Annotated in this window: 23 protein-coding genes; 10 read left to right on the forward strand and 13 right to left on the reverse strand. The window is 66.6% G+C overall.

What is annotated here, in order from left to right:
• Positions 1-58 precede the first annotated feature (58 nt).
• The 7 genes from ACSQ3N_RS25885 (at position 59) to ACSQ3N_RS25915 (ending at position 8794) form a co-directional block, all read left to right on the forward strand.
• A complete protein-coding gene (locus tag ACSQ3N_RS25885) occupies positions 59-1156 on the forward strand; it encodes a 4-oxalomesaconate tautomerase (RefSeq protein WP_436147846.1) in 1098 nt (365 codons plus the stop codon).
• A gap of 172 nt (positions 1157-1328) precedes the next feature.
• Entirely contained in the window at positions 1329-2342 is a 1014-nt protein-coding gene (locus tag ACSQ3N_RS25890; RefSeq protein WP_436147847.1) for a Bug family tripartite tricarboxylate transporter substrate binding protein, read from the forward strand.
• Positions 2343-2381: 39 nt separating this feature from the next.
• Complete coding sequence (locus ACSQ3N_RS25895) at positions 2382-3497, forward strand: porin (RefSeq protein WP_436147848.1); 1116 nt, start codon at positions 2382-2384, stop codon at positions 3495-3497.
• 251 nt (positions 3498-3748) lie between these two features.
• Positions 3749-4732, forward strand: coding sequence for a LysR family transcriptional regulator (locus tag ACSQ3N_RS25900; protein ID WP_436147849.1), 984 nt, complete (start codon positions 3749-3751; stop codon positions 4730-4732).
• Between the two features lie 363 nt (positions 4733-5095).
• Positions 5096-6550 (forward strand): FAD-dependent tricarballylate dehydrogenase TcuA, encoded by a 1455-nt coding sequence (gene tcuA, locus ACSQ3N_RS25905; RefSeq protein ID WP_436147850.1) that lies wholly within the window; start codon positions 5096-5098, stop codon positions 6548-6550.
• On the forward strand, positions 6537-7730 hold the full coding sequence (gene tcuB, locus ACSQ3N_RS25910; RefSeq protein WP_436147851.1) for a tricarballylate utilization 4Fe-4S protein TcuB: 1194 nt from the start codon (positions 6537-6539) through the stop codon (positions 7728-7730). The genes tcuA and tcuB overlap by 14 nt, the downstream gene beginning before the upstream one ends.
• Positions 7731-7819: 89 nt before the next feature.
• Positions 7820-8794, forward strand: a complete 975-nt coding sequence (locus tag ACSQ3N_RS25915; protein WP_436147852.1) for a Bug family tripartite tricarboxylate transporter substrate binding protein — start codon at positions 7820-7822, stop codon at positions 8792-8794.
• A 63-nt stretch (positions 8795-8857) separates the two neighbouring features.
• Here the strand turns inward: ACSQ3N_RS25915 and ACSQ3N_RS25920 are convergent, their stop codons facing one another.
• A complete protein-coding gene (locus ACSQ3N_RS25920) occupies positions 8858-9352 on the reverse strand; it encodes an NUDIX hydrolase (protein ID WP_436128019.1) in 495 nt (164 codons plus the stop codon).
• 108 nt (positions 9353-9460) lie between these two features.
• On the reverse strand, positions 9461-9970 hold the full coding sequence (locus ACSQ3N_RS25925) for a GNAT family N-acetyltransferase (protein WP_436148013.1): 510 nt from the start codon (positions 9968-9970) through the stop codon (positions 9461-9463).
• 166 nt (positions 9971-10136) lie between these two features.
• Here ACSQ3N_RS25925 and ACSQ3N_RS25930 point away from each other — a divergent pair, with 166 nt between their 5' ends.
• Entirely contained in the window at positions 10137-10550 is a 414-nt protein-coding gene (locus tag ACSQ3N_RS25930) for a nuclear transport factor 2 family protein (protein WP_156370415.1), read from the forward strand.
• Positions 10551-10618: 68 nt separating this feature from the next.
• On the opposite strand, the gene ACSQ3N_RS25935 is transcribed toward ACSQ3N_RS25930, so the two are convergent.
• The 10 genes from ACSQ3N_RS25935 to ACSQ3N_RS25980 all read right to left on the reverse strand — a co-directional run bounded on the left by ACSQ3N_RS25935 (position 10619) and on the right by ACSQ3N_RS25980 (position 22088).
• A complete protein-coding gene (locus ACSQ3N_RS25935) occupies positions 10619-11320 on the reverse strand; it encodes a riboflavin synthase (RefSeq protein WP_056410973.1) in 702 nt (233 codons plus the stop codon).
• Between the two features lie 262 nt (positions 11321-11582).
• Positions 11583-12950, reverse strand: a complete 1368-nt coding sequence (locus ACSQ3N_RS25940) for an esterase-like activity of phytase family protein (protein ID WP_436147853.1) — start codon at positions 12948-12950, stop codon at positions 11583-11585.
• A 185-nt stretch (positions 12951-13135) separates the two neighbouring features.
• Positions 13136-14152, reverse strand: a complete 1017-nt coding sequence (locus ACSQ3N_RS25945; RefSeq protein WP_056171395.1) for an OmpA family protein — start codon at positions 14150-14152, stop codon at positions 13136-13138.
• A 165-nt stretch (positions 14153-14317) separates the two neighbouring features.
• Positions 14318-14869: a L,D-transpeptidase family protein gene (locus tag ACSQ3N_RS25950; RefSeq protein WP_436147854.1), complete on the reverse strand. Its 552-nt coding sequence runs from the start codon at positions 14867-14869 to the stop codon at positions 14318-14320.
• On the reverse strand, positions 14814-16520 hold the full coding sequence (locus ACSQ3N_RS25955) for an NAD(P)-binding protein (RefSeq protein ID WP_056171398.1): 1707 nt from the start codon (positions 16518-16520) through the stop codon (positions 14814-14816). Before ACSQ3N_RS25955 ends, ACSQ3N_RS25950 begins: the two co-directional genes overlap by 56 nt.
• Before the next feature lie 165 nt (positions 16521-16685).
• Positions 16686-18350: a polyamine aminopropyltransferase gene (locus ACSQ3N_RS25960; RefSeq protein ID WP_436147855.1), complete on the reverse strand. Its 1665-nt coding sequence runs from the start codon at positions 18348-18350 to the stop codon at positions 16686-16688.
• A gap of 259 nt (positions 18351-18609) precedes the next feature.
• The gene (locus ACSQ3N_RS25965) at positions 18610-18873 is read right to left on the reverse strand and encodes a hypothetical protein (protein WP_436147856.1); all 264 of its coding nucleotides are present in this window, start codon (positions 18871-18873) and stop codon (positions 18610-18612) included.
• A gap of 233 nt (positions 18874-19106) precedes the next feature.
• Positions 19107-19328 carry a DUF350 domain-containing protein gene (locus tag ACSQ3N_RS25970; protein WP_056171400.1) on the reverse strand — a complete coding sequence of 74 codons (222 nt, stop codon included), beginning with the start codon at positions 19326-19328 and terminating at the stop codon, positions 19107-19109.
• 86 nt (positions 19329-19414) lie between these two features.
• Positions 19415-20932: a DUF4178 domain-containing protein gene (locus tag ACSQ3N_RS25975; protein ID WP_436147857.1), complete on the reverse strand. Its 1518-nt coding sequence runs from the start codon at positions 20930-20932 to the stop codon at positions 19415-19417.
• Positions 20933-21035: 103 nt separating this feature from the next.
• Positions 21036-22088 carry an SPFH domain-containing protein gene (locus ACSQ3N_RS25980; protein ID WP_436147858.1) on the reverse strand — a complete coding sequence of 351 codons (1053 nt, stop codon included), beginning with the start codon at positions 22086-22088 and terminating at the stop codon, positions 21036-21038.
• 281 nt (positions 22089-22369) lie between these two features.
• Between ACSQ3N_RS25980 and ACSQ3N_RS25985 the strand changes: the two genes are divergently transcribed.
• A complete protein-coding gene (locus ACSQ3N_RS25985) occupies positions 22370-22639 on the forward strand; it encodes a DUF2061 domain-containing protein (protein ID WP_056171405.1) in 270 nt (89 codons plus the stop codon).
• 264 nt (positions 22640-22903) lie between these two features.
• Here the strand turns inward: ACSQ3N_RS25985 and ACSQ3N_RS25990 are convergent, their stop codons facing one another.
• Entirely contained in the window at positions 22904-23209 is a 306-nt protein-coding gene (locus ACSQ3N_RS25990) for a flagellar basal body protein (RefSeq protein ID WP_056171407.1), read from the reverse strand.
• A 202-nt stretch (positions 23210-23411) separates the two neighbouring features.
• Here ACSQ3N_RS25990 and ACSQ3N_RS25995 point away from each other — a divergent pair, with 202 nt between their 5' ends.
• A complete protein-coding gene (locus tag ACSQ3N_RS25995) occupies positions 23412-25082 on the forward strand; it encodes an outer membrane protein assembly factor BamB family protein (protein WP_436147859.1) in 1671 nt (556 codons plus the stop codon).
• Positions 25083-25342: the final 260 nt, after the last annotated feature.

Consider the following 25342-nt stretch of genomic DNA (forward strand, 5'->3'; position numbering starts at 1 on the left):
CAATCGTTGCCAACAATGCAATTCACAAACAAGTCGCGGCGCCGCACCATGCGGACCCATGAGCTACAACCTTCCTTGCGTTCTGATGCGCGGCGGCACCTCCCGGGGCCCTTTCTTCCTGGCCGACTGGCTGCCGCAGAACACCGCCCAGCGTGACCGCACGCTGATAGCGGCCCTGGGCTCGCCGCACGAGCTGCAGATCGACGGCCTGGGCGGCGGCAACTCGCTGACCAGCAAGGTGGCCATCGTCTCGCGGTCGGTGCACTCCGACTGCGATGTGGACTACCTCTTCGCCCAGGTCAGCGTGGACGAGGCCCGCGTGGACACCCGCCCCAACTGCGGCAACATGCTTGCCGGCGTGGGGCCCTTTGCCATCGAGCAAGGCCTGGTGCCCGCCAGCACCACCGGCGACGTGACGCGGGTGCGGGTTTACAACGTGAACACCCGCTCGCGCATCGACGTGCAGGTGCAGACGCGCGGCGGCCGGGTGCACTACGAAGGCGACGTGCACATCGACGGCGTGCAGGGCACGGCCGCCCCGGTGCTGATGAACTTCCTCGATGCCTGGGGCGCCGTCACGGGCCAGATCTTTCCGACCGGCCAGCGCATCGACACCATCCACGGCCTGCCAGTGACCTGCATCGACGCCGCCCAGGTGATGGTGCTGGTGCGCGCCGCCGACCTGGGCCTGCGCGGCGATGAAACGCCTGCAGAGCTCGATGCCGACACCGCCCTGCTGGCCCGGCTCGAAGCGCTGCGCTGCGAAGCGGGGCTGCGCATGGGCATGGGCGATGTGTCGGACAGCGTGCTGCCCAAGCCGGTGATCGTCTCCGAAGGCACCGCCCCCGGCAGCATCACCTCGCGCTACTTCACGCCCCGGCGCTGCCACCGCTCGCACGCAGTGACCGGTGCCATCGGTGTGGCCGCCGCCATGGTGCTGCCCGGCACCGTGGCCACCGACACCCGCACCGCGCCCAGCGCCGGCACGCGCAGGGTGGAGGTGCTGCACCCGGCCGGGCGCATCCACGTGGACGTGGAGCTCGCGCTGGTGGACGGCCACTGCACGCTGGTGCAGGCCGCCCTGGTGCGAACGGCCCGAAAGATCCTGGAGGGCACGCTGTTCGTGGCGCACCACACGCTGGAGCCGCACGACTGACGCCCCCCGGCTCCCCCCCCCCCCGAGACCGTACTGCCGTACGGCGGGCATATCGATACGCAACGCGGCGTACCGCGGGCACGTCCCGCGCCGCCCTTCTTCAACCCTCAACCCTTCCGCTTTCCGCTTTCCGCTTTCCGCTTTTCCATACCTACATCCCAGGAGACAAGACATGACTCGCCACACTGCACCCACACAGCCCTCTGCACCCCTTTCACGCCGGCGCACGCTGGCCGCCGGGCTGGCCCTGGCCACCCTCGCAGCCGGCACGCCGCTGGCCGCGCACGCCGCCTTTCCCGAGCGCTCGATCACCCTGGTAGTGCCCACCGCGGCGGGCGGCGGCAACGACGGCATGGCCCGCGTGGTGGCCCAGAAGATGTCCCAGCTGCTGGGCCAGTCGGTGATCGTGGAGAACAAGGCGGGCGCCAACGGCGCCATCGCGGCGGAGTTCGTGGCCCGCGCCGCGCCCGACGGCCACACCATCCTGTTCGGCTACATCGGCACGCACGGCATGAGCCCCGCGCTGCAAAAGTTGCGCTACGACCCCATCACCCAGTTCGAGCCCATCGGCATGGTCTGCTACTCGCCCACGCTGATGGTGATCAACCCCAAGGTGCCCGCCAAGACGGTGGCCGAGTTCGTGGCGCTGACCAAGGCGAACCCCACCGCCTACAACTATGCATCGGCCGGCAACGGCACCGCGCCGCACTTCTCGGCCGAGATGTTCAAGCTCGAAAGCGGCGCGCAGATGGCGCACGTGCCCTACCGCGGCTCGGCCCCGGCGATGAACGACACCATGGCCAACCAGACGCAGGTCATGTTCCCCAGCCTGTTCTCGGCCTCTTCGCATGTGAAGAACGGCAAGCTGCGCGCGCTGGCCCTGGCCGGCCCCAAGCGCTCGTCGCTGATGCCCGACGTGCCCACGATGGAGGAGGCGGGTATCAAGGGCGTGGAGATCACGCAGTGGTACGCGCTGTTCGCCCCGGCCAAGACTTCGAAGGCGGTGGTGGAGCAGCTCAACAAGACGCTCAACGCCGCCCTGGCCGACAAGGACGTCGCGCGCCGCATCGAGGAGCAGGGCGCCGTGGTGGACAGCAGCACGCCCGAAGCGCTGGCCATGACCGTGCGCCAGGAGCTCGCCAAGTGGCGCGGCGTGGTGCAAAAGGCCCAGCTGACTGCCGATTGACCCCGCCCCCAAAAGAACACACCGATCCGAGGAGACACCATGACAACAACGACTAGGGCGCCGTACGCTTTGTCCGCGCCCTTCACACTCTGCGCCCTGCTGGCGTGCGCGCCCGCCTTCGCCCAGACGACGCCTGCAGCCTCCACCCCATCCTCCGCGCTCACGCTCTACGGCGTGGTGGACCTGGGCGTGCGCCAGGCCAGCGGCCTCTCGGCCGCCAACGCGCCTGCGCCGGGGTCGAGCCGCAGCCTGGGCAGCGGCATCCACACCACCAGCCGCTGGGGCGTGCGGGGTACCGAAGACCTGGGCGGCGGCCTGCGTGCGCTGTTCAACCTGGAAAGCGGCCTCAACGCCGACACCGGCGCGCCCGCCAACAGCAGCAAGTACTTCGACCGCGCCTCGTGGGTGGGCCTGCAGGGCGGGTGGGGCACGGTGGCGCTGGGGCGGCAGACGACCACGCTGGCCGACGCCATATCGCCCGTGGACCCGCTGGCCATGCGCTTTGCCAGCTTCAACCCCAACATCGGCGTGACCGCGCTCAGCCAGCACGGCCTGGGCATCGAGTACGGCAGCGCGGGCGCCAACTCGGGCTCGTACCGGCTGGACAACTCCATCAAGTACACCGGCCGTTTTGGCGGCTTCACCGCTCGGGCCATGCTGGGCCTGGGCGAAGTGGCATCGCAGACCTCACCGTTGTCCTCGCGCGGCGTGGGCCTGGCCTATGCGGATGGCGGTTTCACCGTGTCGGGCGCGGTCCAGAACTTCAAGGACGCCAACCTGCGCTCGCTGGACGGCGCGACGCTGGGCGCGGCCTACCAGTGGGGCACCGTGCGCCTGGCGGCCAACGCCGGGCGCAGCAAGGCGCAGACCGGTGCGGCCACGCACACCGAGCAGCGCGTGCTCTCGGCCGGTGCCACCTGGGCGGCCCTGCCGCTGCTGGACCTGACCGCCACCTACTACAAGGTGGACCGCGAGCGCACCGGCTCGGCCGACGATGGCTACGGCCGCATGGTCGCGTTTGCCGAATACAAGCTGTCGCGCCGCACCCGGGTGTACGCCGAGCTGGACCACACGCGCTGGCGCAATGGCTTTCAGGGCGCGGCCAACAAGCGCACGGCCAGCGGCGTGTCTGCCGGTGTGATGCACAGCTTCTGAGGTCGCCAGGTCCGGCTGCGCAGCGTCTGGTGGGGCTGCGCAGCCTGCTTCTTTTCTGGCCCATGCGGGCGGCATGGCACCCGCGCGCCGTCGTTTCTTTCCCTGACGGCACCACGCTACAAAAACAGTAGCTACCAGCGCTTTTCTATCAAGCGGTAGGGCCCGCTTTTTCCCCAAAATCAGCGCCGCCCGAGTGTGCGAACATCCGCCCCATCACACACCGTGATGGCATTCGCCCACGAGGCCCTGCGATGGAACTGAGACAACTGCGCTATTTCGTGCGCGTGGTGGAGCGTGGCTCCATGAGCCGCGCCGCCCTGGACCTGGACGTGGTGCAGTCCGCGCTCAGCCAGCAGATCACCCGGCTGGAGGGCGAGCTGGCCACGCGCCTGCTGCAGCGCACGCCGCGCGGCGTGACGCCCACCGAAGCGGGCCTGGCGTTCTTCCGCGAGGCGCAGCTCACCCTGCGCCATGCCGACCAGGCCGTGCGCGCCGCGCAGCAGGCACGCCTGTCGGGCACCGTCACCGTCGGGCTGGCGCCCACCACCGCGGGCGTGCTGGGCCTGCCGCTGATGCAGGCCATGCGCACGCGCTACCCCGACGTGCGGCTGCACATGGTCGAGAGCATGTCGGGCCACCTCACGGCCATGCTCAACGCGCGCGAGCTGGACCTGGCCGTGCTGTTCGACACCCGCCTGCACCAGGCCCGGCAGGCCGCGGGCGCGCGGCGCTGGGAGATGGCGCCGCTGCTGGAAGAAGACCTGTTCCTCATCTGCGCGCGCCGAGGCCCTGGCAACCCCGGCGGCCGCGCCTTGCCCGACACCCTGACCGTGGCCGAGCTGGGCGACGAGCCGCTGATCCTGCCCACCGGCCCGCACGGCCTGCGCAGCACGCTCGACACCGCCTTTGCGCGCGACCGCGTGGCGCCGCACGTGGTGCTGGAGGTGGACTCGCTGGCCATGGTGATGGCCGCCGTGGACGCGGGCCTGGGCTCCACCGTGCAGCCCTGGGCCGCCATGGGCCGCTACCCGGACGCGGCCGAGCGCTTTCAGTGCGCGCGCCTGACCGACGCGCCCGCGCGCCGCGTGAACCTGCTGTGCAGTTTGCCGGACGAAGAACTCTCGCCCGCCGCGCTGGCCACGCGCGTGGTCATGGCGGACTGCGTGCGCGAGCTGGTCGCCAGCGGCCAGTGGTTCGGGACGACGTGGATCGGTGACACCGGGGCGTCTGCCTGATGTCCATGTGCTTTCAGACATGCAAAGCCCGTTCACGCTGAACCCTTCGACGGGATCAGGACAGGCTTGCCGAAGCGCCGCGCAAGGCTTCGACAGGCTCAGCCCGAACGGGATGGAATGATCATCGCGCGCAAATCCGCAGACGTCGCCCTGCACAGACGCCGCCACCACCTATCTCGATCCGTGATACCCCCATGACCTGAGCCCGCTGCACGGCGGCCCGCCGTCTCCCTACAGTCGCCGTCACACGATGAACGACACGGCGACCCCGCCAGGAGACACCACCATGGGCCCCACACCCCATTCCACCACGCCTGCCTGCAGCAGGGGCTGCACCCACCGCACCCGCACGGGCCCACGGCCATGAGCGTGGATGTCCTGGTCATCGGCGGCGGCAATGCCGCGCTGTGCGCCGCACTCATGGCGCGCGAGGCAGGCGCCAGCGTGCTGCTGCTCGAATCGGCCCCGCGGGCCTGGCGCGGCGGCAACTCGGCCCACACCCGCAACCTGCGCTGCATGCACGATGCGCCGCAGGACGTGCTGGTCGGCAGCTACCCCGAAGAGGAGTTCTGGCAGGACCTGCTCAAGGTCACCGGCGGCCTCACCAACGAGCACCTAGCGCGCCTGGTGATCCGCGCGTCGGCCACCTGCCGCCCCTGGATGCGCAGCCACGGTGTGCACTTTCAGCCCGCGCTGGCGGGCACGCTGCATGTGGCGCGCACCAACGCGTTCTTCATGGGCGGCGGCAAGGCGCTGGTCAATGCCTACTACCGCAGCGCCGAGGCGCTGGGCGTGCAGGTGCGCTACGAGTCGCCCGTGGAGCGCCTCGATATCGACAACGGCCGCTTCGTCGCAGCGCACTTGGCAGGCGGCGAGCGCATCACGGCCAGGAGCTGCGTGCTCGCGGCCGGCGGGTTCGAGTCCAACCGCGAATGGCTGCGCGAAGCCTGGGGCCAGAACGAGCGCGGCGAGTGGCCGTCGGACAACTTCCTGATCCGCGGCACGGCCTACAACCGGGGCGTGCTGCTCAAGCACCTGCTCGACGACCACGGCGCGGACCGCATCGGCGACCCCACGCAGGCCCACATGGTGGCCATCGACGCGCGCGCGCCGCTGTACGACGGCGGCATCTGCACGCGCATCGACTGCGTGTCGCTGGGTGTGGTGGTCAACCGCGAGGGCGAGCGCTTCTACGACGAGGGCGAGGACTTCTGGCCCAAGCGTTATGCCATCTGGGGACGCCTGGTGGCGCAGCAGCCGGGGCAGATCGGCTACTCGGTCATCGACAGCCAGGCCATTGGCCGCTTCATGCCACCCGTGTTCCCGGGCGTGAAGGCCGACACCCTGCCCGAGCTGGCCGCAAAGCTCGGCCTGCCCGTGGACACCTTCATGCACACGCTCGATACCTACAACGCTGCCTGTCGCGTGGGCACCTTCGACCACACCACGCTGGACGACTGCCACACACAGGGCATCGCGCCCGCCAAGACCCACTGGGCGCGATCCATCAATAAAGGGCCGTTCTATGGCTATGCGCTCAGGCCCGGCGTGACCTTCACCTACCTGGGCCTGCACACCGACGACACCGCCGCCGTGCGCTTTGGCAATGCGCCCAGCCCCAACCTGTTCGTCGCTGGCGAAATGATGGCCGGCAACGTGCTGGGCAAGGGCTACACGGCCGGAGTGGGCATGAGCATCGGCACGGCCTTCGGGCGCATCGCGGGCGCACAGGCCGCTTTGGCATCAAAACAGGGCCTACCGCTTGCCCACCCAGCGCGACCAGCTACAAAAACAGGAGTACCCCATGCAAGCGCTTGAAGCCCTGACACGCGATGCCCGGGCGCTGGCCAACGGCGACGTGGTGCCTGCACTGACCTTGTCGGGCGCCGAAGCCGAGGTGGCGCGCCAGCTGCAGATCTGCAACGCCTGCCGCTACTGCGAAGGCTTTTGCGCCGTGTTCCCGGCCATGACGCGCCGGCTCGAATTCCCGAAGGCCGACATCCACTTCATCGCCAACCTGTGCCACAACTGCGGCGCCTGCCTGCACGCCTGCCAGTACGCGCCGCCGCACGAATTTGCGGTGAACATCCCGCAGGCCATGGCGCAGGTGCGCGGCCAGACGTATGCGGACTACGCGTGGCCCCCGGCGCTGGGCGCGCTATACCAGCGCAACGGCCTCACGCTGTCGCTGGCGCTGGCATTAGGCCTGGCGCTGTTCCTGGTGCTGGCCGTGGCGCTGCACGGGCAGGGCGCGGCGGCGCTGTGGAGCACGCCCCAGGGCGGCTTCTACGGCATCTTTCCGCACAACCTGCTGGTGGGCCTGTTCGCGCCGGTGTTCCTGTTCGCCACGCTGGCCCTGGCGCTGGGCGTGCGCCGCTTCTGGCGCGACGTGACGCCCGCCACCAGCGGTGCGCCGCTGAGCGCCCCCGCCACGGCCGAGGCCACCGATGCCGTGCTGCGCCTGAAATACCTGGACGGCGGCCACGGCGAGGGCTGCCACAACGAGGACGACGCGTACACCCTGTCGCGCCGGCGGTTTCACCACCTCACGTTCTACGGCTTCATGCTGTGCTTTGCCGCCACCAGCGTGGCCACGCTGTACCACTACCTGCTGGGCCAGGCCGCACCGTACGACCTGCCCAGCCTGCCCAAACTGCTGGGCGGCGTGGGCGGCGTCAGCCTGGCCATAGGCACCGCGGGCCTGTGGTGGCTGAACCTGCGCCGCCACCCCGCGCAGGGCGATGCCGCGCAAAAGCCCATGGACCGGGGCTTCATTGCGCTGCTGTTCCTCACCGCGACCAGCGGCCTGCTGCTCTGGGCCGCGCGCGGCACGCCGGCCCTGGCGCTGATGCTGTGCCTGCACCTGGGCGCGGTGATGGCCCTGTTCGCCACGCTGCCCTACGGCAAGTTCGCGCACGGCATCTTCCGCACCGCGGCGCTGCTGCGCCATGCGGTGGAAAAGCGCCAGCCCCATCCCATCGGGCTGGGCGCCGATTGAGACTTGCAGCGGCGAAACGCCATACGGGTCCGCAGAGCGCCACCCCCACGACAACACGAATCCACAACACCACGATGAAGGAGACAACCATGAAAAAACGCGCTGCCCTGCACGCCCTCGCCACGGCCACCGCCCTCCTGCTGGGTGGCGCCAGCCATGCCCAGGACTTTCCGCCCAAAAAGCCCGTGACCCTGGTCGTCGGCTTTGCCGCCGGCGGCGCGGCCGACGCCGCCGCGCGCCTGATCGCCAAGAAGCTGGGCGAGAACATCGGCCAGCCGGTGGTGGTGGACAACAAGGGCGGGGCGGGCGGCAACATCGCCCACCAGTTCGTGGCCAATGCCGTGCCCGATGGCACCGTGCTGCTGCTGGGCTCGGTGGGGCCGCTGACCATCGCGCCGCACCTCATGAAGCTCACCTACGACCCGTTCAAGGACCTGGCGGCGGTGTCGGGCGGGGTGAACTTTCCGAACGTGCTGGTGGTGCACCAGGACGCGGGCGCCAAGACGCTAGCCGAGTTTGTGCAGCTGTCAAAAAAGAAGCCAGGGAGCGTGGACTTTGCGTCCACCGGTGCAGGCTCGGCGTCGCACCTGGCGGGTGAGCTGTTCAACCAGCGTGCGGGCATCGACATGACCCACGTTCCATACAAAGGGGGTGCTCCAGCCCTGCAGGACCTGCTGGGCGGGCGCATCACCTCGTACTTTGCCGCGCCGCCCACGGCCATGCCGCATGTGGAGACGGGCAAGCTGATCCCCCTGGCCACCACGGGCCTCACGCGCCCGGCGTACCTGCCGAACATCCCCACCGTGGCGGAGTCGGGCTACCCCGGCTTCGAGGCGCTGAACTGGTATGCGTTTGTCGCGCCCGGCAAGACGCCGCCTGCCATCCTGGACCGCTGGAACCAGGAGATCGTGAAAGTGCTCAACGATGCGGGCGTGAAAGAGGCGCTGAACAAGCACGGCCTCACGCCCCAGCCCACCACGCGCGCCCAACTCACGGCCTTCATGAAGAAGGAGTCCGCGCAGTGGGCCACCATCATCAAGGAGCGCAAGCTGACGGCGGAGTGAGCGCTGCGCTCCACAGGCCAGCCACAGAGCAGCCCTGTGGGCGGCCTGCAGAAAGGCCCGGGCCTAGCCCTGCTGCGACGCCGGCTCGGTGACCGAGATGTCGGTGTGCACCAGCGACAGCGGAAAGCGCTGGCCCGCCAGGTAGTCCTCCAGGCAGCGCAGCAGCAGCGGGCTGCGGTGGCGCTCCGGGCAGGCGCGGATCTCGTCGGGCGTCATCCACACCGTGCGCACGATGCCGGTGTCCAGCGCGCGCCAGTCGTGGTGCGTGCCCAGCGTGCCCGCGAACGCAAAGCGCATGTAGGTGATGTCGTCGCCGGTGCGCGTCTTGGTGAAGCGGTTCAGGTACACGCCGATCAGGGCCGTGGGCTCGAAGTCGTGGGCCGTCTCCTCCAGCACCTCGCGCGCGCAGGCCTGGATGGGCGACTCGCCCGGGTCCAGGTGGCCCGCGGGGTTGTTGAGCTTGAGGCCGTCCGTGGTCTCTTCCTCGACCAGCAGAAAGCGGCCATCGCGCTCGACGAGCGCGGCCACGGTGACGTTGGGTTTCCAGCGGTGGGGCATGGCGCGCATTATGACGAGGCAGCATGACGTGCTGCCAATAGCCTCTGTAGCACGCCACATGCTGCTGTCGCGCAGGGGCCACGGCAGCGCTGCCTTGGCGCCAGTTGCCTACAGCGTTCGCACCATGTACACCGCGCCTTCGCCATAGCTGGCCAGCCGCGCGCGCTGCACCGCATCGGCCAGCGGCTGCACGGCGTAGCCCTGGCGCTCCCAGTAGCCTTGCGAGCCCTGCACCGACACCAGCGCCGTGTGCTGCAGGCCCTGCGCCCGCGCTGCGTCCCACATCGGCTGCAGCAGGGCGCGGGCCAGGCCCTGGCCCGCGCAGTCGGGCAGCACGGCCATGTCGTGCAGGTAGAGCGTGTCGGGCTGCGGCACCGCCTCGAAGCTGCCGTGCAGGGGCGTCACCTTGTGCCGCACCGACCGGTAGGCGGCCAGGTAGGCACACACCACGCCCGCGCGCTCCAGCACCAGCGAGCAGTTGGCGGGGCTGGCCAGGCGGCGGGCAAAGACCTCGCCGCTTTCCACAAAGCCCTCGCCGTAGCAGGCCAGCTGCACCGCCAGCAGGCCGGGCAGGTCCTGCAGTGAGAGGGGGCGAACGTGAGGTGGGGTTGAGCGCATCAGGGCACGGTGGTCAGCAATGGCCAGGTCCTCAATGATAGGGACGTGCATGACCTGCCGGGTCATCGACGCCGTTCACGCCCTTTTGAACAATGACCCCAGGCCGCACGCGCATGTCCTGTGCGGCCGACCCACCTGTATCCACACCCTCAAAAGGAGCCTTGCCATGAACACCGTCGAAACCCCGGAGCACGCCACGACCATCCCCACCGCCGCCACGGTTGCCCCCGAGCTGGCCGCGCGCTACATCGCCGCCTGGAACGCCACCGACGGCGCGCAGCGCGACCATCTGGTGCGCAGCACTTTCAGCAGCGATGTGCAGTACCGCGACCCCATGATGGAAGGCCAGGGCCACGATGGCCTGGCCGCATTGATCGCTGGTGCGCAGCAGCGGTTTGCGGGTCACCGTTTCACCCTGCTGGGCACGCCCGAGGGGCACCATGATGTGGTGCGCTTTTCGTGGGCGCTGGCCGCCGATGGCGCAGAGCCCGTGGCGCGCGGCACGGATATGGCGGAGGTCGACGCACACGGCCGCCTGCGCAAAGTGACCGGTTTTCTCGACTATGTCGCCGGGGCCTGACTGCGACACGGCGCAACGCGAAGCACGGCGGCGTCAGGCCTGCACTGCAGGCCCTCACCCTCACCACGTCACTTCAGCACCGGCGCCTGCACGAAGTCGTCGAGCGACAGGCCCTTTTCCTTGAGCAAGGCTTCCAGCACGGGCTGCAGGCGGCCCAGGCTTTCCTGCACCGCCTCGCGCACGGTGTCCACCACCACCTGGGTGCTGCGCTCGATCTCGATGTTGAGCGCATCGCCCTCGCGTTTGCCCTCGAACACGGTGGCGCGGCGCGTCTCGGGGATCATCCAGATTTCGAACCAGCCCTCTGGCCGGTTCACCTCGGCCACCGTGAGGCTGGCGCCGTGGATGGCGATGTAGCCCTTGGCGAAGATATAGCGGCGAAAGGCCTCGGGCACCGCCACGCGCCACACCAGGTTGTTGTCGAACTCGCGGCGCTGCACCAGCGTGCCGGTGAAGTCCACGTGGCCCGACAGCGGGTGGCCGCCGATCTCGGCCCCGTCCTTGGCCGCGCGCTCCACGTTCACGCGGTCGCCCTCGGCGTAGCTGCCCAGCGTGGTGATGTTCAGGCTTTGCAGCATCACGTCGAAGTTGGCCTGCGTGGGCGACAGGATCTCGGTCACCGTGAGGCACACGCCGTCGGTGGAGACGCTGGCGCCGATGGCCAGGTCCTGGCAGAAGCCTGGGGGAAAGTCGAGCGTGAAGGTGCGCAGGCCTGCGCGGTCTTGGATGGCGGCAATGCCTGCCGTGGCCTGGACGATGCCTGTGAACATGGTGGCGCGGCTTCCGAATGCGTTGAATTGGAAACCGGGAATTTTGCCACCCACAGCTATTGCAGGTTGCACGAGGGTTGATACCCGTCGGCATCGGGTATTCATGCGCATCGCACAGCAGACATCGCCTGCAACACGCGCAGCCCAGACCAGGGCAGCCAAGCAAGGGCCGCCCCGCAGCGAGGGCTGCGTCCCCCTGCCCGCATCGCGCAGCGGTGCGAGAGCGGGGGGAAGACGCGAAGCGTCTCAGGGGGGTGTCACTTCATTTCGCTCGCAGCAGCTCGCCCACTTCCAGCAGCACCAGCTCGTTGTCGTCCGCCTTGTTCGGCTCGCGGCTGCTGCTGAAAGGCAGGTTGTTGTCGTTGCCCACGACGATGTGCGTGCCGTCCACCACGTCCACGTTTTCGATCGTGAAGAACGGGAAGGTGAGCACGCCGTTGGTCAGCGGCTTCTTCGACAGGCGCTTCGGGTCCTGGATGTTCATGAGGTCGATGTAGCCGACCTTGCGGATCTCGCCGCCCACGTTCGCGTCGCTCATCTCGACCTTGTACACGCGCTTGAATTTGGCCAGGTCGTGGAAGCAGTCGGTGCGCTTTTGGTCTGCGGGACAGGCCTTGTCGGCCGTGCCTTCGCCGTTGTCGCGCTCGATGATCAGGCCCGTGCTGCTATCGATCATGTTGAAGTCGCCGATGGCGTGGTGGTTGGCCTCCAGCACGTACTTCCAGTGCCTACCGGTCCATTGCTCGCTCTTCACGTCGAACTCCAGCACGCGCAGGTATTGTTTGCCGCCCACGTTCTCGTACGCCTTGGCGTCCTCGTTCCACAGCGCGCCTTCGAGCAGGGCGTAGAGCTTGCTGCCGTCCTTGCTGGAAGCCATGCCTTCGTAGCCCTTGGAGCGCTTGACCTCGAACGGCGTGGGCTTGGCGTCTGGCGCGCCGGGCATCAGCACGCCGGGGGCGTCGGGCGAGCGCACGACCTTGCCGTCGACCTTGGTTTCGAACACGCCCAGCACCTTGCCGTTCAGGTCCGCCTTGATGAGGAAGGGGCCGAACTCGTCGCCGATCCACAGTGCGCCACCGGCGAACTGGAAGCTCTCGGGGTCGAAGTCGGCGCCGGTCAGGTAGCGCTGGTCCGTGCCTTCGTGCGTGATGCGGAACGGCACCTTCTTGTCGGGGTCGTGCAGGAAGACGGTCTTCTGGCGCTTGAACTCGCCGCCCTGGAAGTCCACCGTGTAGTGGTTCAGGTACAGCATGAAGTCGGCCGAGTTGGCCTTGGCGCCAGCGCCGTTGTCGGTGAGGATCCAGAACGATCCGTCGGCCATGCGCTTGATGCCCGAGTGGCCCTGCAGGGGCTGGCCCTTGAAGGGCAGCGAGACGCCGGTGTCGCGCCCGCCCGACTGGCCCATCACCGTGCCGATGGCCTCCACGCGGCGCGGGGTGGTGAACTTGCCACTGACCTGCAGGTCCTGCGGTGCGTCCTTGGGTGCGGGGATGACGGTGAACGCCGGCAGCACGGCGTGGCCGGCCAGCGTGGCGGGGTAGGCCTGCTGGGCCAGGGCAGAGGTGGAGAAGCAGGCGGCGGCGGTGCACGCCAGCAGGGCGCAGGCACCCAGGGTGGAGAGTCGGGACATGGTCGCTCGGGGCAGTGAAAGCAGATGAAGCGGCGACGATGCCGCCTGCCCGTGACGAGGGTGTGACCGTGGGGCGCCGGTGCGGCAGGCCCGGGGCGCTGCGCGCTGACCACACCGACCGCACCGACCGCACCGACCACCGCGGCGGCGGCGGCGCGGAGAGCGTGGCCAGTGCGGGCCGCCGCTTACAGCGGCACCAGTTCCACGCGCCGGTTCTTGGCGCGGCCGCCTTCGTCGCCATTGCTGGCCACCGGGGCCAGGTCGGCCACGCCGAAGGCGGACAGGCGCGCGGCCGGAATGCCGTACTGGCTGGTGAGCGCGGCGTTCACCGCCTCGGCCCGGCGCTTGGACAGCGCGATGTTGGAATCCAGCGAGCCCTGGTTGTCGGTGTGGCCCACCACGCGCAGCTTGAGGGTCGCCTCGGCCTTGAGCAGCTTGGCGATCTCGTCTAGCGCGGGCTTGGACTCGGGCTTGATGTCGGCCTTTGCCGTGTCGAACAGGATGCCGTACAGGGCCACGCGGCCGGTGGTGGCGATGGCCTTGGACATGTCGCTCGCGTTCACCGTGACCATGTTCTGCTGCAGGGCGCCGGTCTCGATGATGTCGACCGCCGCGTAGGCGCCCTTGACGGCCTTGTAGTCCTTGCTGGCGTTGGCCCAGCTCACGGCTTCGACCACGATGTAGATGTCGCCCTGCGGGCGCGGGATCTTGAAGCTGGCGATGCGCGCGGTGGCCGTGTCGGCCTGGGTGAAGGTGTAGGTCGAGCGCGTGGTGTTGATCTTGCGCCAGCCGTAGGTGCACAAGAAGCAGGTGCGGTCGCGGAAGGCATCGTCCTTGCCCGAGTCGTACAGCACCGTGCCGCCCGCAGCCTGCACCTCGTTCTGGTAGTTGCGCACCAGCTCGGCGGGCGATGCGTCGCCGGCCGCTTCGTACCACAGACGGGTCACTGCGCCTTCGACCGGCAGGGTGCTGGCCCACGAGCGCTTGGTGGTGGTGGTGTCGTACTTCTTGTAGGTGCCGGTGGGCACCAGGTATTCGTCAAAGCGCTTGTAGTCGTAGCCCACGATGGTGGAGCCGGCGAAGCGTTTGACCAGGGGGTTGTCCTTGGACCCGGCGATGTCCTGGGCCGAGGCGGGCGAGACGAGGACCAGCGCGGACACCGCGGTGGCAAGCGATACGAGCAGGCGGCGCATGAGCGTCATGGCGTCTTTTCTCCAAAAAAGTGGGCGATGCGCGAGTGTCTCCGGTTTGCCGCGGCCAGCGCGCCCCTGCGCCCGCAGGCAGGGGCCGGAGCGTGAACAATTGGGCAAAAAACCGCACCAGGGCGTGGCCGCACGGCGGCCGCCGCGCCGCAGCCCCGCCGGGCCTCAGGCCTGCATGAACACCGGCGTCCCCACGGGCACCCGCTCGAACAGGTCGATCACATCCGCATTGGCCATGCGCACGCAGCCGTGCGACGCGGGCACGCCCAGCGGCGTGCCGTCCGGGCAGCCGTGGATGTAGATGAAGCGGCGCAGCGTGTCCACGCCGCCGCCCCGGTTGAAACCGCGCTCGCAGCCGGTGAGCCACAGGATGCGCGCCAGGATCCAGTCGCGCCCGGGGTGCTGCGCGGCCAGGTCGGGCGAATACACCTCGCCCGTGGGCCGGCGCCCGACGAACACTGTGCCGGGTGCGCAGCCCGCGCCCACCTTGGCCCGCACGCGGTGCTGGCCGCGGGGCGTGCAACCGCTGCCGTGGGCCTCGCCAGCGCCATTGAGCGCGGTGGACACCGGGTAACGGGCCAGCACCTCGTCGCCGTCGAGCAGGCACAGCTCGTGCCGCCCGATGTGGATTGCGATGTGGATCGCCGCGCCCACGGCCCGCCTACCCCGCAGCCGCCACGAGGCCAGCCCCATGCCCGCGCGTGAAGGCTTCTTCAAACACCGAGTAGCCCGACCAGTCGCTGTGCGCGAACGCCAGGCGCGCCGTGGCGGGCGTGGGCAGGGCCAGTGCACGCTCTGCTTTTGATAGCTGGTTGCGCTTGCCAGGTGCGCGGTAGAGGCCGATTTGGCTCAAATACGTGACCAGCCCCGGCGTGGGGATGGCCATGGCGTGCCCGTAGCGCGTGACCTCGACCCGCGTGACGCGGCGGCGCAGGTCGGGGTGGGGCACGGACAGGGCGGCCAGCGCGCCCTCGGCCCAGTGCTGCCAGGGCTGCTGCGCCAGTTGCTGACGGCCGTCGGGCACGCTGCCCAGGGCCTGGTAGTACGTCAGCACGGTGGGGCCGGCCAGTGTGGCGCGGGTGTCCAGGCGCTGGTGGCCTGCGTCCACGTAGCCCAGGCCGCCGGGCGTGGCGTCGGCGTAGAGCACGTTGTCCCAGGCGGGCGCGGCGCCGGGCCGGTCGGTCAGCGGGCTGTCGATGTGGAGGTTGGCCACCAGCCAGGGCGCCCAGGTCAGGCGCTGCGCCGCGCCGGTCAGGAACGCGGGCGGGTTGCGCACCACGCGGGAGGCGATGTGCACCGGCAGCGCCACGATGCAGCGCGGCGCCTGCCAGCGCTCCACGCTGTCGGTGGCATGGTTGTACGCGTCCACCTCCACCCCGTGGCGGCCTTCGGTGATGCGCAGCACGCTGGTGGCGGTGCGCAGCTGGCCGCCGCCCTGGGCATTGTTCTGCAGCGGGGCCGCCAGGCGCTGGGTGATCCAGCCGTTGCCTTCGGGCCAGGTGAGCACGCTCTCGCGCGACTCATCGGCCGCCTCGCCCGGCGCATGAAAGCCATGGCGGCTGGCGAAGTAATGGATGCCCGCCCAGGCTGACACCACGGCCGTGCCTGCGCCGTAGTCGTCGCGGCAGCTGTAGTCGAGGTACCACCGCAGGTGCTCGTCGTCGAAGCCCTGCTGATCCAGCCAGGTGGCGAACGTGACGGCATCGAGCGCCTGGTGGGGCTGGGGCAGCGGCTGGCCGGGGCCCAGGGACCGCATCATCGGCATGGTGAAGCGCGCGGCCTGGGTGGCATCGTCCACCGCCTGCGCAAACCGGCGGTACTGCGCGATCGTGGTGTCGGGCACGCCGTGCACGGGCAGCAGGCCCTCCTGCCATTCACCCTGGAAGAACAGGCGCTCCTGCGGGCTGTGGCACAGGTGGCGCTCGTCGTAGCGCCAGCGGCCGGCCACGCGCTGGCGCAGGCCCAGTTCTTCCAGCAGGTTCTGCACCTCGGGCGCATCGTCGCCCGGCACCGGCAGGTAGTGCGCGCCCAGCGGGCAGGCGATGCCGCCCACCGCGCCACCCCGGCTGTTGCCGCCGGCGCTGTCTTCCAGCTCCAGCAGCGCAAAGTCGTCCACGCCCGCGAGCCGCAGCGACCGCGCCGCCGCCAGCCCCGCCACGCCGCCGCCCGCGATGATCACCTGCGCGCGCCGCAGCACCGTGGGCTCGGGCAGGGTGCCGGTCTTGAGCAGATCGCGCAGCGCATGGCCGCGCTGCATGTCGATGCCGGCAAAGCCGCCCTGCAGCGTGCGCGGCGCCTCGTCGCAGCCCGGCAGCAGAACTGCGGATGTCGCAATAGCACCCGTGGCTAGAAAATGGCGGCGTTGCATGGTGTCAGTGTGTTGGATTCGGGTCTGCAGTCAACCATCCACACCGTTCGGGCCGAGCCTGTCGAAGCCTTGTGCGGCGCTTCGACAGGCTCAGCGTGAACGGTTCTTTCATTGGCAAAACTTGCTGGGCCGCTAAGCCGTGGGGTGCAAAAAGGGAATAGGCATCTAGTGCTTTCCCCATTCGCGCTCGTAGGTGTGGACCAGCGCCTGGTTCGACAGCCGGTTCACCTCCGTCGGCACCCGTGCCATGTCGCGCGGAAAGTCGAACAGCAGCGGCAACGAGTCCAGTGTCAGAAAGCGCAGGTGGTCCGGCAGCGTCTCGGGCAGGCGCCAGGGCCGGCGGCTGGCGATGACGAAGCCCCATTCGCCGAAGCTGGGCACATGGGCGTGGTACGGCGCAGTCTGCAGGCCCACCGATTCCATGGTCTGCACCACCGTCCAGAAGCTCTTGCGCGCCACCAGCGGCGAGGTGGTTTGCACCACCGCATAGCCGCTGGCGGCCAGGCGGTTGGCCAGCAGCGCGTAGAAGCTGTTGGTGTACAGCTTGCCGATGGAAAAATTGGTGGGGTCCGGGAAGTCCACCACGATCACGTCGAAGGTCTCCAGCGCCGCAGGGGTTGCCGCTGGACTTGCTGGACCGCGCGGTGCAGTCCCAGTGTTGCTGGTGCCTGAGGCGCTGGCGGCTGGGGGTTGCGCTTCGGCACCCGGCTCGGCCGTGTTGCCCTGCAGCCACCCGAACGCGTCGGTGTTGATGATCTTCACCTTGGGGTCGCGCAGCGCGTTGCCGTTGAGCTGCGCGAGCATGGGGTTCTCGCTGAAGATGCGCGTCATGGCCGGGTCCAGCTCCACCAGCGTGACGGATTCGACCGAGGGGTACTTCAAGATCTCGCGCACGGCCATGCCGTCGCCACCGCCCAGCACGGCCACGCGCTTCGGATGGCCGTGGGCCGACATCGCAGGGTGCACCAGGGCCTCGTGGTAGCGGTACTCGTCGGCCTGCGCGAACTGCAGGTTGCCGTTGAGGTACAGCCGGTGGCCCAGCCGCCCCTGCGTGACGACGATGCGCTGGTAGGGCGATGCGGTGCTGAAGACGATGCGGTCCTGGTAGAACTTGTCCTCGGCAAAGCTGGTGATGTGGTCTGCCCCGGCAAAGCCCGCGATCAGCAGCGCAAGCACCATGGCACAGGCGGCCACGTGCGCGCGAAGGCGGCGCAGCTCGTGCCGAAAGAGCCACACGGCCCACAGCGCCACGGCGGCGTTCATCACCCCGAACAGCAGCCCTGTGCGGATCAACCCCAGGTGCGGCACCAGCAGCAGCGGGAAGGCCAACGACACCGCCAGCGCGCCCAGGTAGTCGAACGTGAGCACCTGCGAGACCAGGTCCTTGAGCGCCACGTTGCGCTTCAAGATGCGCATGACCAGCGGGATCTCGAGCCCCACCAGCGTGCCCACCACCATCACCATGCCGTACAGCAGGAACCGGAACGCCCCCGGCGTGTACGCATTGGCCAGGAACAGCGTGGCCGGCAGCGCCCCGCCCACCAGCGCCACCAGCAGCTCGATGCGCAAAAAATGCGCAGGCAACTGCCGCTCGAAGTAGCGCGACAGCCACGAGCCCACGCCCATGGCGAACAGGTAGGTGCCGATGATGGTGGAGAACTGCAGCACCGAGTCGCCCAGCACATAGGACGCGAGCGCCCCGGCGGCCAGTTCGTACAGCAGGCCGCAGGCGGCCACGACGAAGACGCTGATGAGCAGCGCGATGTCGATGGGGCGGGCACCCTGCGACGGGGCTTGCTCTGCCGGTCGTGCGGGTGACGGTTGCACCATGGTCAATCCGCTACCCCAGCGAGTTGCGGTTGCGGGAGGTTGGTGCCGCGCCTCTGGGCATCAGGCATGCCTGTCACGCTATGGCGTAGCTGCTCGGCAGCATGTTCGTGATGAATGACGATGTGGAGTGATTTCATGAATCGCGATGAATAGCCGACTGAGACTGATTGGGACTGATTGGGGAGCCAAGTTCAACACAACCAATTGATGCCCAAGACTTATTTGAAGCCCATTGGGAAAAAATCCATTGTGTTTGGGATCAGTCCGGGTTTTGGAAGCTCTGCGGAGCATGAATCGTGGCATCACGTGGCGAGAGCGAAAGCTTCGAAAGTCGAGCCCAGCGCCCGCCGCCGCCTTGGTTTTCCCGCCGACATTCCGAATGCCCTTTCTTGGACACCTCGTTGAGTAACGCCTTCACATACTCCTTGCGATACGCCAACTCAAGAATGAGCAGTTGGGGGAGCAACAAGGCATAAACCGGCAAGGGCGTGGACGCCAGATCGTCGCCTTTGCGGCCGGTCACGCTGTGTGTCAGGTGCGCTATTCCTTCCACTCATGACGCCCGTCCTCCGTGGGAGAGTGTGCTTGCAACCAGGCCTGCAATTCGATGGGCCGTGAGCTCCGCAGAGGACATGTCACAACGCATTCGCGTCCATACATTGAATTTCTATTGCGGCTGCCAAGGCTGTTCGCGTGGACCGCGCGAGTGTGTTCGCTGCGGGTGCGGACGGCACGCCCGGTACGGCACTGCCGAATTCAATGAATCGCAGCCGCCACGATGATGCTGATGCCCAGGCACATCGCTGCCACCACCATGGCCAAGGCCCTGTTCTGCTTTTCGACGATTTCGCGCCACAGGTCGTACGGCGTGATCTTGTCGACGATGACGAAGCACACCCAGAAGATGACCACGCCGATCAGTGCGTACAGGATGGACCCGAGGAACGCCGCGGGCTTGAGCCATTCGATTCCCATCATGATGTGTTCTCCTTGGAACGGTTGTCTGTCTGTCGATTGAATAAAAAAGAGGGGCGGTGCGCCAGCCGTGGCCTCCAGCGCCGCACCTACTTGTGGCTGCCGCCCGAGGAGTACCCGCCGTACGAGCCCCCCGAGCTGCGGTAGCTGGACGAGGACGAGCAGTTCTCCCGTTGTGGATCGCAGCTGGAGCAGCGGCTGAGCAGCACGAGCAGGATCAAAATCACCACCGCGATGATGATGATGGTGCCGCAGCCCAGGCCCGACTTGGCCACGAACGGGCCCGGGTCGTCGCGTTTGAGCACGTCCTGCTTGTCTTCGAGCTTGAAGGCTTTGGCCACCGTGTCGCTGGCCAGCTTGTCGCCGGCGGACCAGGTGATCTCGTTGGTGCTTTGCTCCATCGACAGCACGCCCTTGCTGCCCTCGAAGTCGCGGTTGAAGGTCTTCTGGCCGCGCGTGACCTGCCAGTAGAACTCGCCCAGCACGTAGGTCGTCTCGGCCTCGTAGCTGTATTTGAGCTTGTAGGTCGTGCCCAGGTAGGTGGCAGTGCTGCCGGTGCCGGCCAGCTGCGGCGCGCCGGTGGTGGGGCGCACCATGCTCCAGCCTTCTTCCGAATCGACCAGGAACGCGAAGCCGCGCTTCTGGTTGTAGAGCAGGTATTCGCTCCAGCCGAAGTGTTCGTCGTCGCCCGGCTCTACGCCCATGCGGTGCTGAAAGCCCACCACCTGCCAGTGCACACCCTGCAGCTGGCCCTTGCTGCCCAGCGGGATGATGGGCTGCACCGGCTCGTCCTGCTCGGCCGAGCGCAGCTCACCGCCCACGCCGCCACTCAGGTCGATGATGCTGGCGCACGAGCCGCAGGTGAGGCTCTTGGTGCTGGACAGCTGCACCTGCACCGGCGCGCCGCAGTGCGGGCAGCTGAACTGGCGGCCTTTTTCTTCCTTGGCGGACTCGTCCTTCAGGCCCTGCAGCTGCAGGTCTTCGAGCAGCACAGACTTGCCGCGCTCCACATTGGGCGGGGTGTGGCCGTAGTCGATGCTGACCACTTCGCCGTCGGCGCTGCGCAGCTCAACCATGCCGAACGGGTGCCCCAGCGGCGGCAGCTTGGGCAGCTCGCCCTGGGCGGAGATGAGCGATGCCTGGCCGGTGTAGGCCACGCTGTAGGGCTTGCCGTTGATGGCGGTGGTGGTGCCGACGCGAAAGCGCTCGGCCGCGGGCATCTCGCGGCCCGGGTCGATGGGGCGGGTGAAGACGTAGGCGCCGTTGTCCTCGCCCAGCGTGGCCAGGGTGCCGTCGTTGAGGAACGCCGCCCATTCGGTCCACACCCCCGCATCGCCCTTGTACTGCAGGCGGCCCACCAGCGTGAAGGGGATGTCCTTGCCATCGAGCTGAATCCGCCCGCTGGCCATGAGCTGCAGCGGGCTGTGGTCGTCGAACAGCTCGGCCATCTTGCCCAGGCGCTGCAGCACGTCGCCATTGCGCACCACGGTGCTCTGGCAGTAGCCGCAGACGGCGTGCGTGGACTGCGCGCTGCGGAATTCAACCGGCGCGCCGCAGCCCGGGCAGGGCGCGCGGTAGGTACGCTGTGTGGGGTCGGCGGTGGCCATCGTGCTGTGTTGGTGCTGCGCCGTTCAGCGCGATGCAGGGCCGGTGAAGGCCCTGGCGCTTGTCCCTCGTGCGCAGGCAGCTATTATTATGATAGCAACCGGGTCAGATCAGCTTCTTGAGCAGCTCGGCCTTCTTGGCGTCGAACTCTTCCTGGGTCAGGATGCCCTTGGACTTGAGCTCGCCCAGCTTCTCCAGCGTGGCCATCACCTCGTCGGGCCGCACGCCCGCGGGCGCAGCCGCCGCCTGGGCCGCCGCTGCGGCAGCAGGCGCCACCGGCGTCTGAAGGCCTTGCTGCAGGTTCTGCGCCAGCACCTGGCCCAGCGCCACGCCGGCCCCGAGGCCCATGGCGTCGCCCGCGATGCCGCTGCCGCCACCGCTGTTTTCGGCGAACTTGGGGATGGCCTGCGCCGTCTGGTATTGCATGAACTTGGCCATGTCGTTGCCGACCATGCCCATGCCGATCTTCTGGTCGAGGATCTTCTGCAGCTCTTCGGGCAGCGAGACGTTCTGGACCGTGAGGTTTTCGATCAGCAGGCCCAGCTTGGCGAAGATGGGCGCGAGTTCCTTGGTCAGCGCATCGGCGAACATGACCTGATTGGCCGCCAGGTCCAGGAACGGCAGGCCGCTGCCGGCAATGGCGTTGCTGATGTTCTGCAGCACCAGGCCGCGCAGCTGGCCTTCGAGGTCCGCCACGGGGTAGGACTCGCGCGTGCCCGAGATCTCGGTGTGGAACAGCTTGGGGTCGGCAATGCGGAAGGAGTAATTGCCGAACGCGCGCAGGCGCACCGCACCGAAGTCCTTGTCGCGGATCGTGATGGGCTGGGGCGTGCCCCACTTCTGGTCGATCTGCTGGCGCGTGCTGAAGAAGTAGACGTCGCTCTTGAAGGGGGACTCGAAGAGCTTGTCCCAGTTCTTGAGGTACGTCAGCACCGGCAGCGTCTGCGTGGTGAGCTTGTAGGTGCCGGGCGTGAACACGTCGGCCACCTGGCCTTCGTTCACGAAGATGGCCATCTGCGACTCGCGCACCACCAGCGTGCCGCCGTTCTGGATTTCCATGTCGCGCATGGGGAAGCGCCAGGCCAGGGTGCCGTCCCCCTCTTCGGTCCATTGAATGATGTCAATGAACTGTTTCTTGATGAAGTCCATGAGGGCCATGTCTGCTCCCAAAGCAAAGAGAAGGGGGTTGAAGAGAGCGGCCATCATAGCAACGGGGCTGCAGGCCTCCGGCGCTTTTTTCAGGGTGCGGCCGTGAAGTAGTTCACACCCTGCGCTGTCCTCGTACCGGCCAGCACAGGCTCGGCACGGTGCATAGCGGCTATCTCTGCATTAGCGGCAATCAATTGGTGTTCGCTATTGAGAATGCCTACCATTCACTCCATGCCTTCCCGAGCCGTTCCACACCCGGGATCGGCGTTGCCACTGACAGGAGCCCCACCATGACCCGCATCCGCCAAGCCGCTCACCAGAACAAGACCATGCTGATGAAAACCGGCAGCTATTACCTGGTACACATCTGCGTCGCCGCGATGGTGGCCTACGCGGTGACGGGCAATTTCTGGGCGTCGCTCACGTTGAGCCTGCTGGAGCCTACCGTGCAGGCGGTGGCGTTTTTCTTTCACGAAAAGGCCTGGGACCGCAAGCTGCGCAAAGCCGCAGGCACAGCGCCCGGTGGTGCGCATGCAGCGCTTGCGGCACAGCCCGGGTGACGAGAGTCCGAGCCCTTCCTTCATCCATCAGCAACCGACCCCGCAAGGAGCCCACCATGTACAAGATCCCGCTTCACAGCCGTTCGACCGCTGGCCTGGCGTTTCAGCGCTGGCTGGTCGACCGCTTGGCCCGCATGGCGTTGACGCACTGACGCCATCGTCGGAAAACTCGGCGCAGAAACGACGATGCCCCGCAATCGGGGCATCAGGTGATACAGAAGGGGCCAGAAGCAACTGCGCCCGCCACGGCGGTTTGCTTGCCGGTCAGGCCCGGGTGTCCAGCAGCGATCCCATCATCTGATCCTGCGTCTTGATGGTCTGCAGGTTGGCCTTGAACGCATAGGTGGCCGACATCTGCTCCACCGCCTCCTGCTCCAGCGCCACGCCCTTGGCGTCCTGCTCGCGCTGCACCGTGGCCTGCACGCCCGCACTGTCCTTGGCCTCCTGCTGCGCCACCACCTCGCGGCGGTAGCCGGGGGTGTTCATGTTGGCCACGTTGTTGGCCGAGGCATCCAGGCGCAACTGGGCGGCCTGCAGGCCGGAACTGCCGATGGAGGAAATGCTGGCCATGGTGTGCTCCGCGATAAGGGCCGATAAATAAGTTGGTAGCCGAATTGCCATTGTTCTCGCAACTGTTGCAGCACGCAAGGCCAAACGGTTCTAGCAGGTAGGCACTGTGATGATCGGCGTACAGACCAGAACGCGCACCGGAAGTGCGAACACGTTTTGCTACATAAAATCGCACGATCTTTACACATCAAGAAGAGGGAAAATGAACAAGTTCGTGTTGATGCTTGCTGTACTACTTTCTGCTTGCGGAGGAGGTGGGGGGGGCCACGATGCCCCATCAACTCCTGCTCCTGCTCCTGCTCCTGCTCCTGCTCCTGCTCCTGCTCCTGCTCCTGCTCCTGCTCCTGCTCCTGAGCCAGTTCCGCCCACTTCGCCAGCCCCTGCTGAGAACACTGGTTCTATAGCGTTGACGCCTTCGGTACTTGACGTTTCCACTGTCGAAGGCGAATCACAGAATGTCACACTGACAGTCAAGTTAGCCAAGCCAGTGTCAGGCGCTGTATTTGTCGATCTGTCACTACCCCCTCCGTTCGAATCAAGAGGCACTACCGAAAAGATCGACGCTTTAACCTACAGTAGGACTCTGACAACTTTCAGCAACCTCAGCGCAGGAACTAAATCCGGACTCCTGACCGTATCGATAGTTGTTTGTCCTAACGGCTGTGGGGATGCCCAGGTGATTCACGAATCGAAGCATCCGTATCGTGTCGAGGTATTACCCGCCCAGCCAAACTTAACGCCATTGCAGCGCTTGGATGGCGCTGGTGCTTGGTCCTCTCGTTATGGCAATGGAGCCAATTCAAGCTACGTGCCAACTACAGTAAAACTGAACCCCGCGTCGTTCAAATTGCGATGGAAAACGGCGGACACTCGATTTATATCAAGCCCATTGACTGCCAACGGCTACATAATCGCGCACACGGGATCAAAATTGGAAGCTCTACGTGAGCATGATGGAGCACGCATATGGAGCATCAACTCCAATCCCACTTCAGCAGATGAACCCGTCATTCTAAAAAATAAAGTATTTACACCAGAATATTTGGGATTTGACAGCGCAATAACCGGCTATGAAATTTCAACAGGGCAAAAATCGCTCTCCATTCTTGGTTCATCCTCTAAGCTTCGCACTGATGGAGAATCATTGTATTTCGACTACTTAAAAACCATAGCCGGCCAAACATTTTACCAATTGACGCGTACTGATTCAGCGACCGGAGCCGCTGGATGGCAAATCCAGCATGATCTCTTCAGAGCAGATCGCAGGGTGGCGATTGATGATCAGTATGCTTATGCTTATATGTTCAATAAGCTCCGTGTTTTTCGCAAAAGTGATGGAGTTGAGGCATTTTCCTTAGATCATGAACTCGGGGACAACGCGACATCCCGCCCACTGACGGCCATGGTTGATAGTTCCCAGCGCATTATTGGGGGCTGGTATAGCTTAAGTCACGCGTACCTCACTAGTTTCTCGATTGTCACAAAGAAGCAAATGTGGTCTGTCAAGGATGGCTTTAGAAGCTTACCTAGCCTTGCGCACAACATGCTCTACACAGTGGCTACACAAACCAACAGCGCTGAGCGACCATCCCTGCAAGCGCGTTCTGGAGACACAGGCGCCGTCATCTGGAGTGTCTTGCTGCCGGATACTGTTAATTCAAATCAAAACGTGATGTACGAGGTCATTACCGTCGGGGATATTATTTTTATATCTTCAAATCGACTAGTTGGAGGCGCGACCTACGCGGTCGACCGCAACACGCGACAGATCGTTTGGACTTATCCGGTGACAGGTAGGATGGGTATATCCGAGAACGGATCCCTACTAATTCAATCGTCGAGTGGCAACTTGTTGGCATTTAACCTTCGATGACATAGATATCGATCCAGCACCGCAGATGGGACGCACTCCGCGCGGTGTCTTTCAGCAAAGCTTAGTCAGCGAAGACTGAGGACAGGTAATAATTAGAACAGCACAGCACAAGCACATCGCATCTGGCTGATCTATATGCCTACTCGTCTGGCTGCTCAGGCAGTGGCATGCAGCAACGATTACCTGATTTCGCCTTGACGGGGTAGAGAGCAGATGTTTGCCACTGCACCCGTAGCGCTCGTGTGCAGCCAAGACATTCT

Source organism: Acidovorax sp. LjRoot194, assembly GCF_964253015.1.
Classification (GTDB): Bacteria; Pseudomonadota; Gammaproteobacteria; order Burkholderiales; family Burkholderiaceae_C; genus Acidovorax.

What these genes read in the sequence shown, in the direction of transcription:
- ACSQ3N_RS25885 (WP_436147846.1), top strand. Translation starts at nt 59, where the DNA reads ATGAGCTACAACCTTCCTTGCGTTCTGATGCGCGGCGGCACCTCCCGG.
- ACSQ3N_RS25890 (WP_436147847.1), top strand. Translation starts at nt 1,329, where the DNA reads ATGACTCGCCACACTGCACCCACACAGCCCTCTGCACCCCTTTCACGC.
- ACSQ3N_RS25895 (WP_436147848.1), top strand. Translation starts at nt 2,382, where the DNA reads ATGACAACAACGACTAGGGCGCCGTACGCTTTGTCCGCGCCCTTCACA.
- ACSQ3N_RS25900 (WP_436147849.1), top strand. Translation starts at nt 3,749, where the DNA reads ATGGAACTGAGACAACTGCGCTATTTCGTGCGCGTGGTGGAGCGTGGC.
- tcuA (WP_436147850.1), top strand. Translation starts at nt 5,096, where the DNA reads ATGAGCGTGGATGTCCTGGTCATCGGCGGCGGCAATGCCGCGCTGTGC.
- tcuB (WP_436147851.1), top strand. Translation starts at nt 6,537, where the DNA reads ATGCAAGCGCTTGAAGCCCTGACACGCGATGCCCGGGCGCTGGCCAAC.
- ACSQ3N_RS25915 (WP_436147852.1), top strand. Translation starts at nt 7,820, where the DNA reads ATGAAAAAACGCGCTGCCCTGCACGCCCTCGCCACGGCCACCGCCCTC.
- ACSQ3N_RS25920 (WP_436128019.1), bottom strand. Translation starts at nt 9,352, where the DNA reads ATGCCCCACCGCTGGAAACCCAACGTCACCGTGGCCGCGCTCGTCGAG.
- ACSQ3N_RS25925 (WP_436148013.1), bottom strand. Translation starts at nt 9,970, where the DNA reads ATGCGCTCAACCCCACCTCACGTTCGCCCCCTCTCACTGCAGGACCTG.
- ACSQ3N_RS25930 (WP_156370415.1), top strand. Translation starts at nt 10,137, where the DNA reads ATGAACACCGTCGAAACCCCGGAGCACGCCACGACCATCCCCACCGCC.
- ACSQ3N_RS25935 (WP_056410973.1), bottom strand. Translation starts at nt 11,320, where the DNA reads ATGTTCACAGGCATCGTCCAGGCCACGGCAGGCATTGCCGCCATCCAA.
- ACSQ3N_RS25940 (WP_436147853.1), bottom strand. Translation starts at nt 12,950, where the DNA reads ATGTCCCGACTCTCCACCCTGGGTGCCTGCGCCCTGCTGGCGTGCACC.
- ACSQ3N_RS25945 (WP_056171395.1), bottom strand. Translation starts at nt 14,152, where the DNA reads ATGACGCTCATGCGCCGCCTGCTCGTATCGCTTGCCACCGCGGTGTCC.
- ACSQ3N_RS25955 (WP_056171398.1), bottom strand. Translation starts at nt 16,520, where the DNA reads ATGCAACGCCGCCATTTTCTAGCCACGGGTGCTATTGCGACATCCGCA.
- ACSQ3N_RS25960 (WP_436147855.1), bottom strand. Translation starts at nt 18,350, where the DNA reads ATGGTGCAACCGTCACCCGCACGACCGGCAGAGCAAGCCCCGTCGCAG.
- ACSQ3N_RS25970 (WP_056171400.1), bottom strand. Translation starts at nt 19,328, where the DNA reads ATGATGGGAATCGAATGGCTCAAGCCCGCGGCGTTCCTCGGGTCCATC.
- ACSQ3N_RS25975 (WP_436147857.1), bottom strand. Translation starts at nt 20,932, where the DNA reads ATGGCCACCGCCGACCCCACACAGCGTACCTACCGCGCGCCCTGCCCG.
- ACSQ3N_RS25980 (WP_436147858.1), bottom strand. Translation starts at nt 22,088, where the DNA reads ATGGCCCTCATGGACTTCATCAAGAAACAGTTCATTGACATCATTCAA.
- ACSQ3N_RS25985 (WP_056171405.1), top strand. Translation starts at nt 22,370, where the DNA reads ATGACCCGCATCCGCCAAGCCGCTCACCAGAACAAGACCATGCTGATG.
- ACSQ3N_RS25990 (WP_056171407.1), bottom strand. Translation starts at nt 23,209, where the DNA reads ATGGCCAGCATTTCCTCCATCGGCAGTTCCGGCCTGCAGGCCGCCCAG.
- ACSQ3N_RS25995 (WP_436147859.1), top strand. Translation starts at nt 23,412, where the DNA reads ATGAACAAGTTCGTGTTGATGCTTGCTGTACTACTTTCTGCTTGCGGA.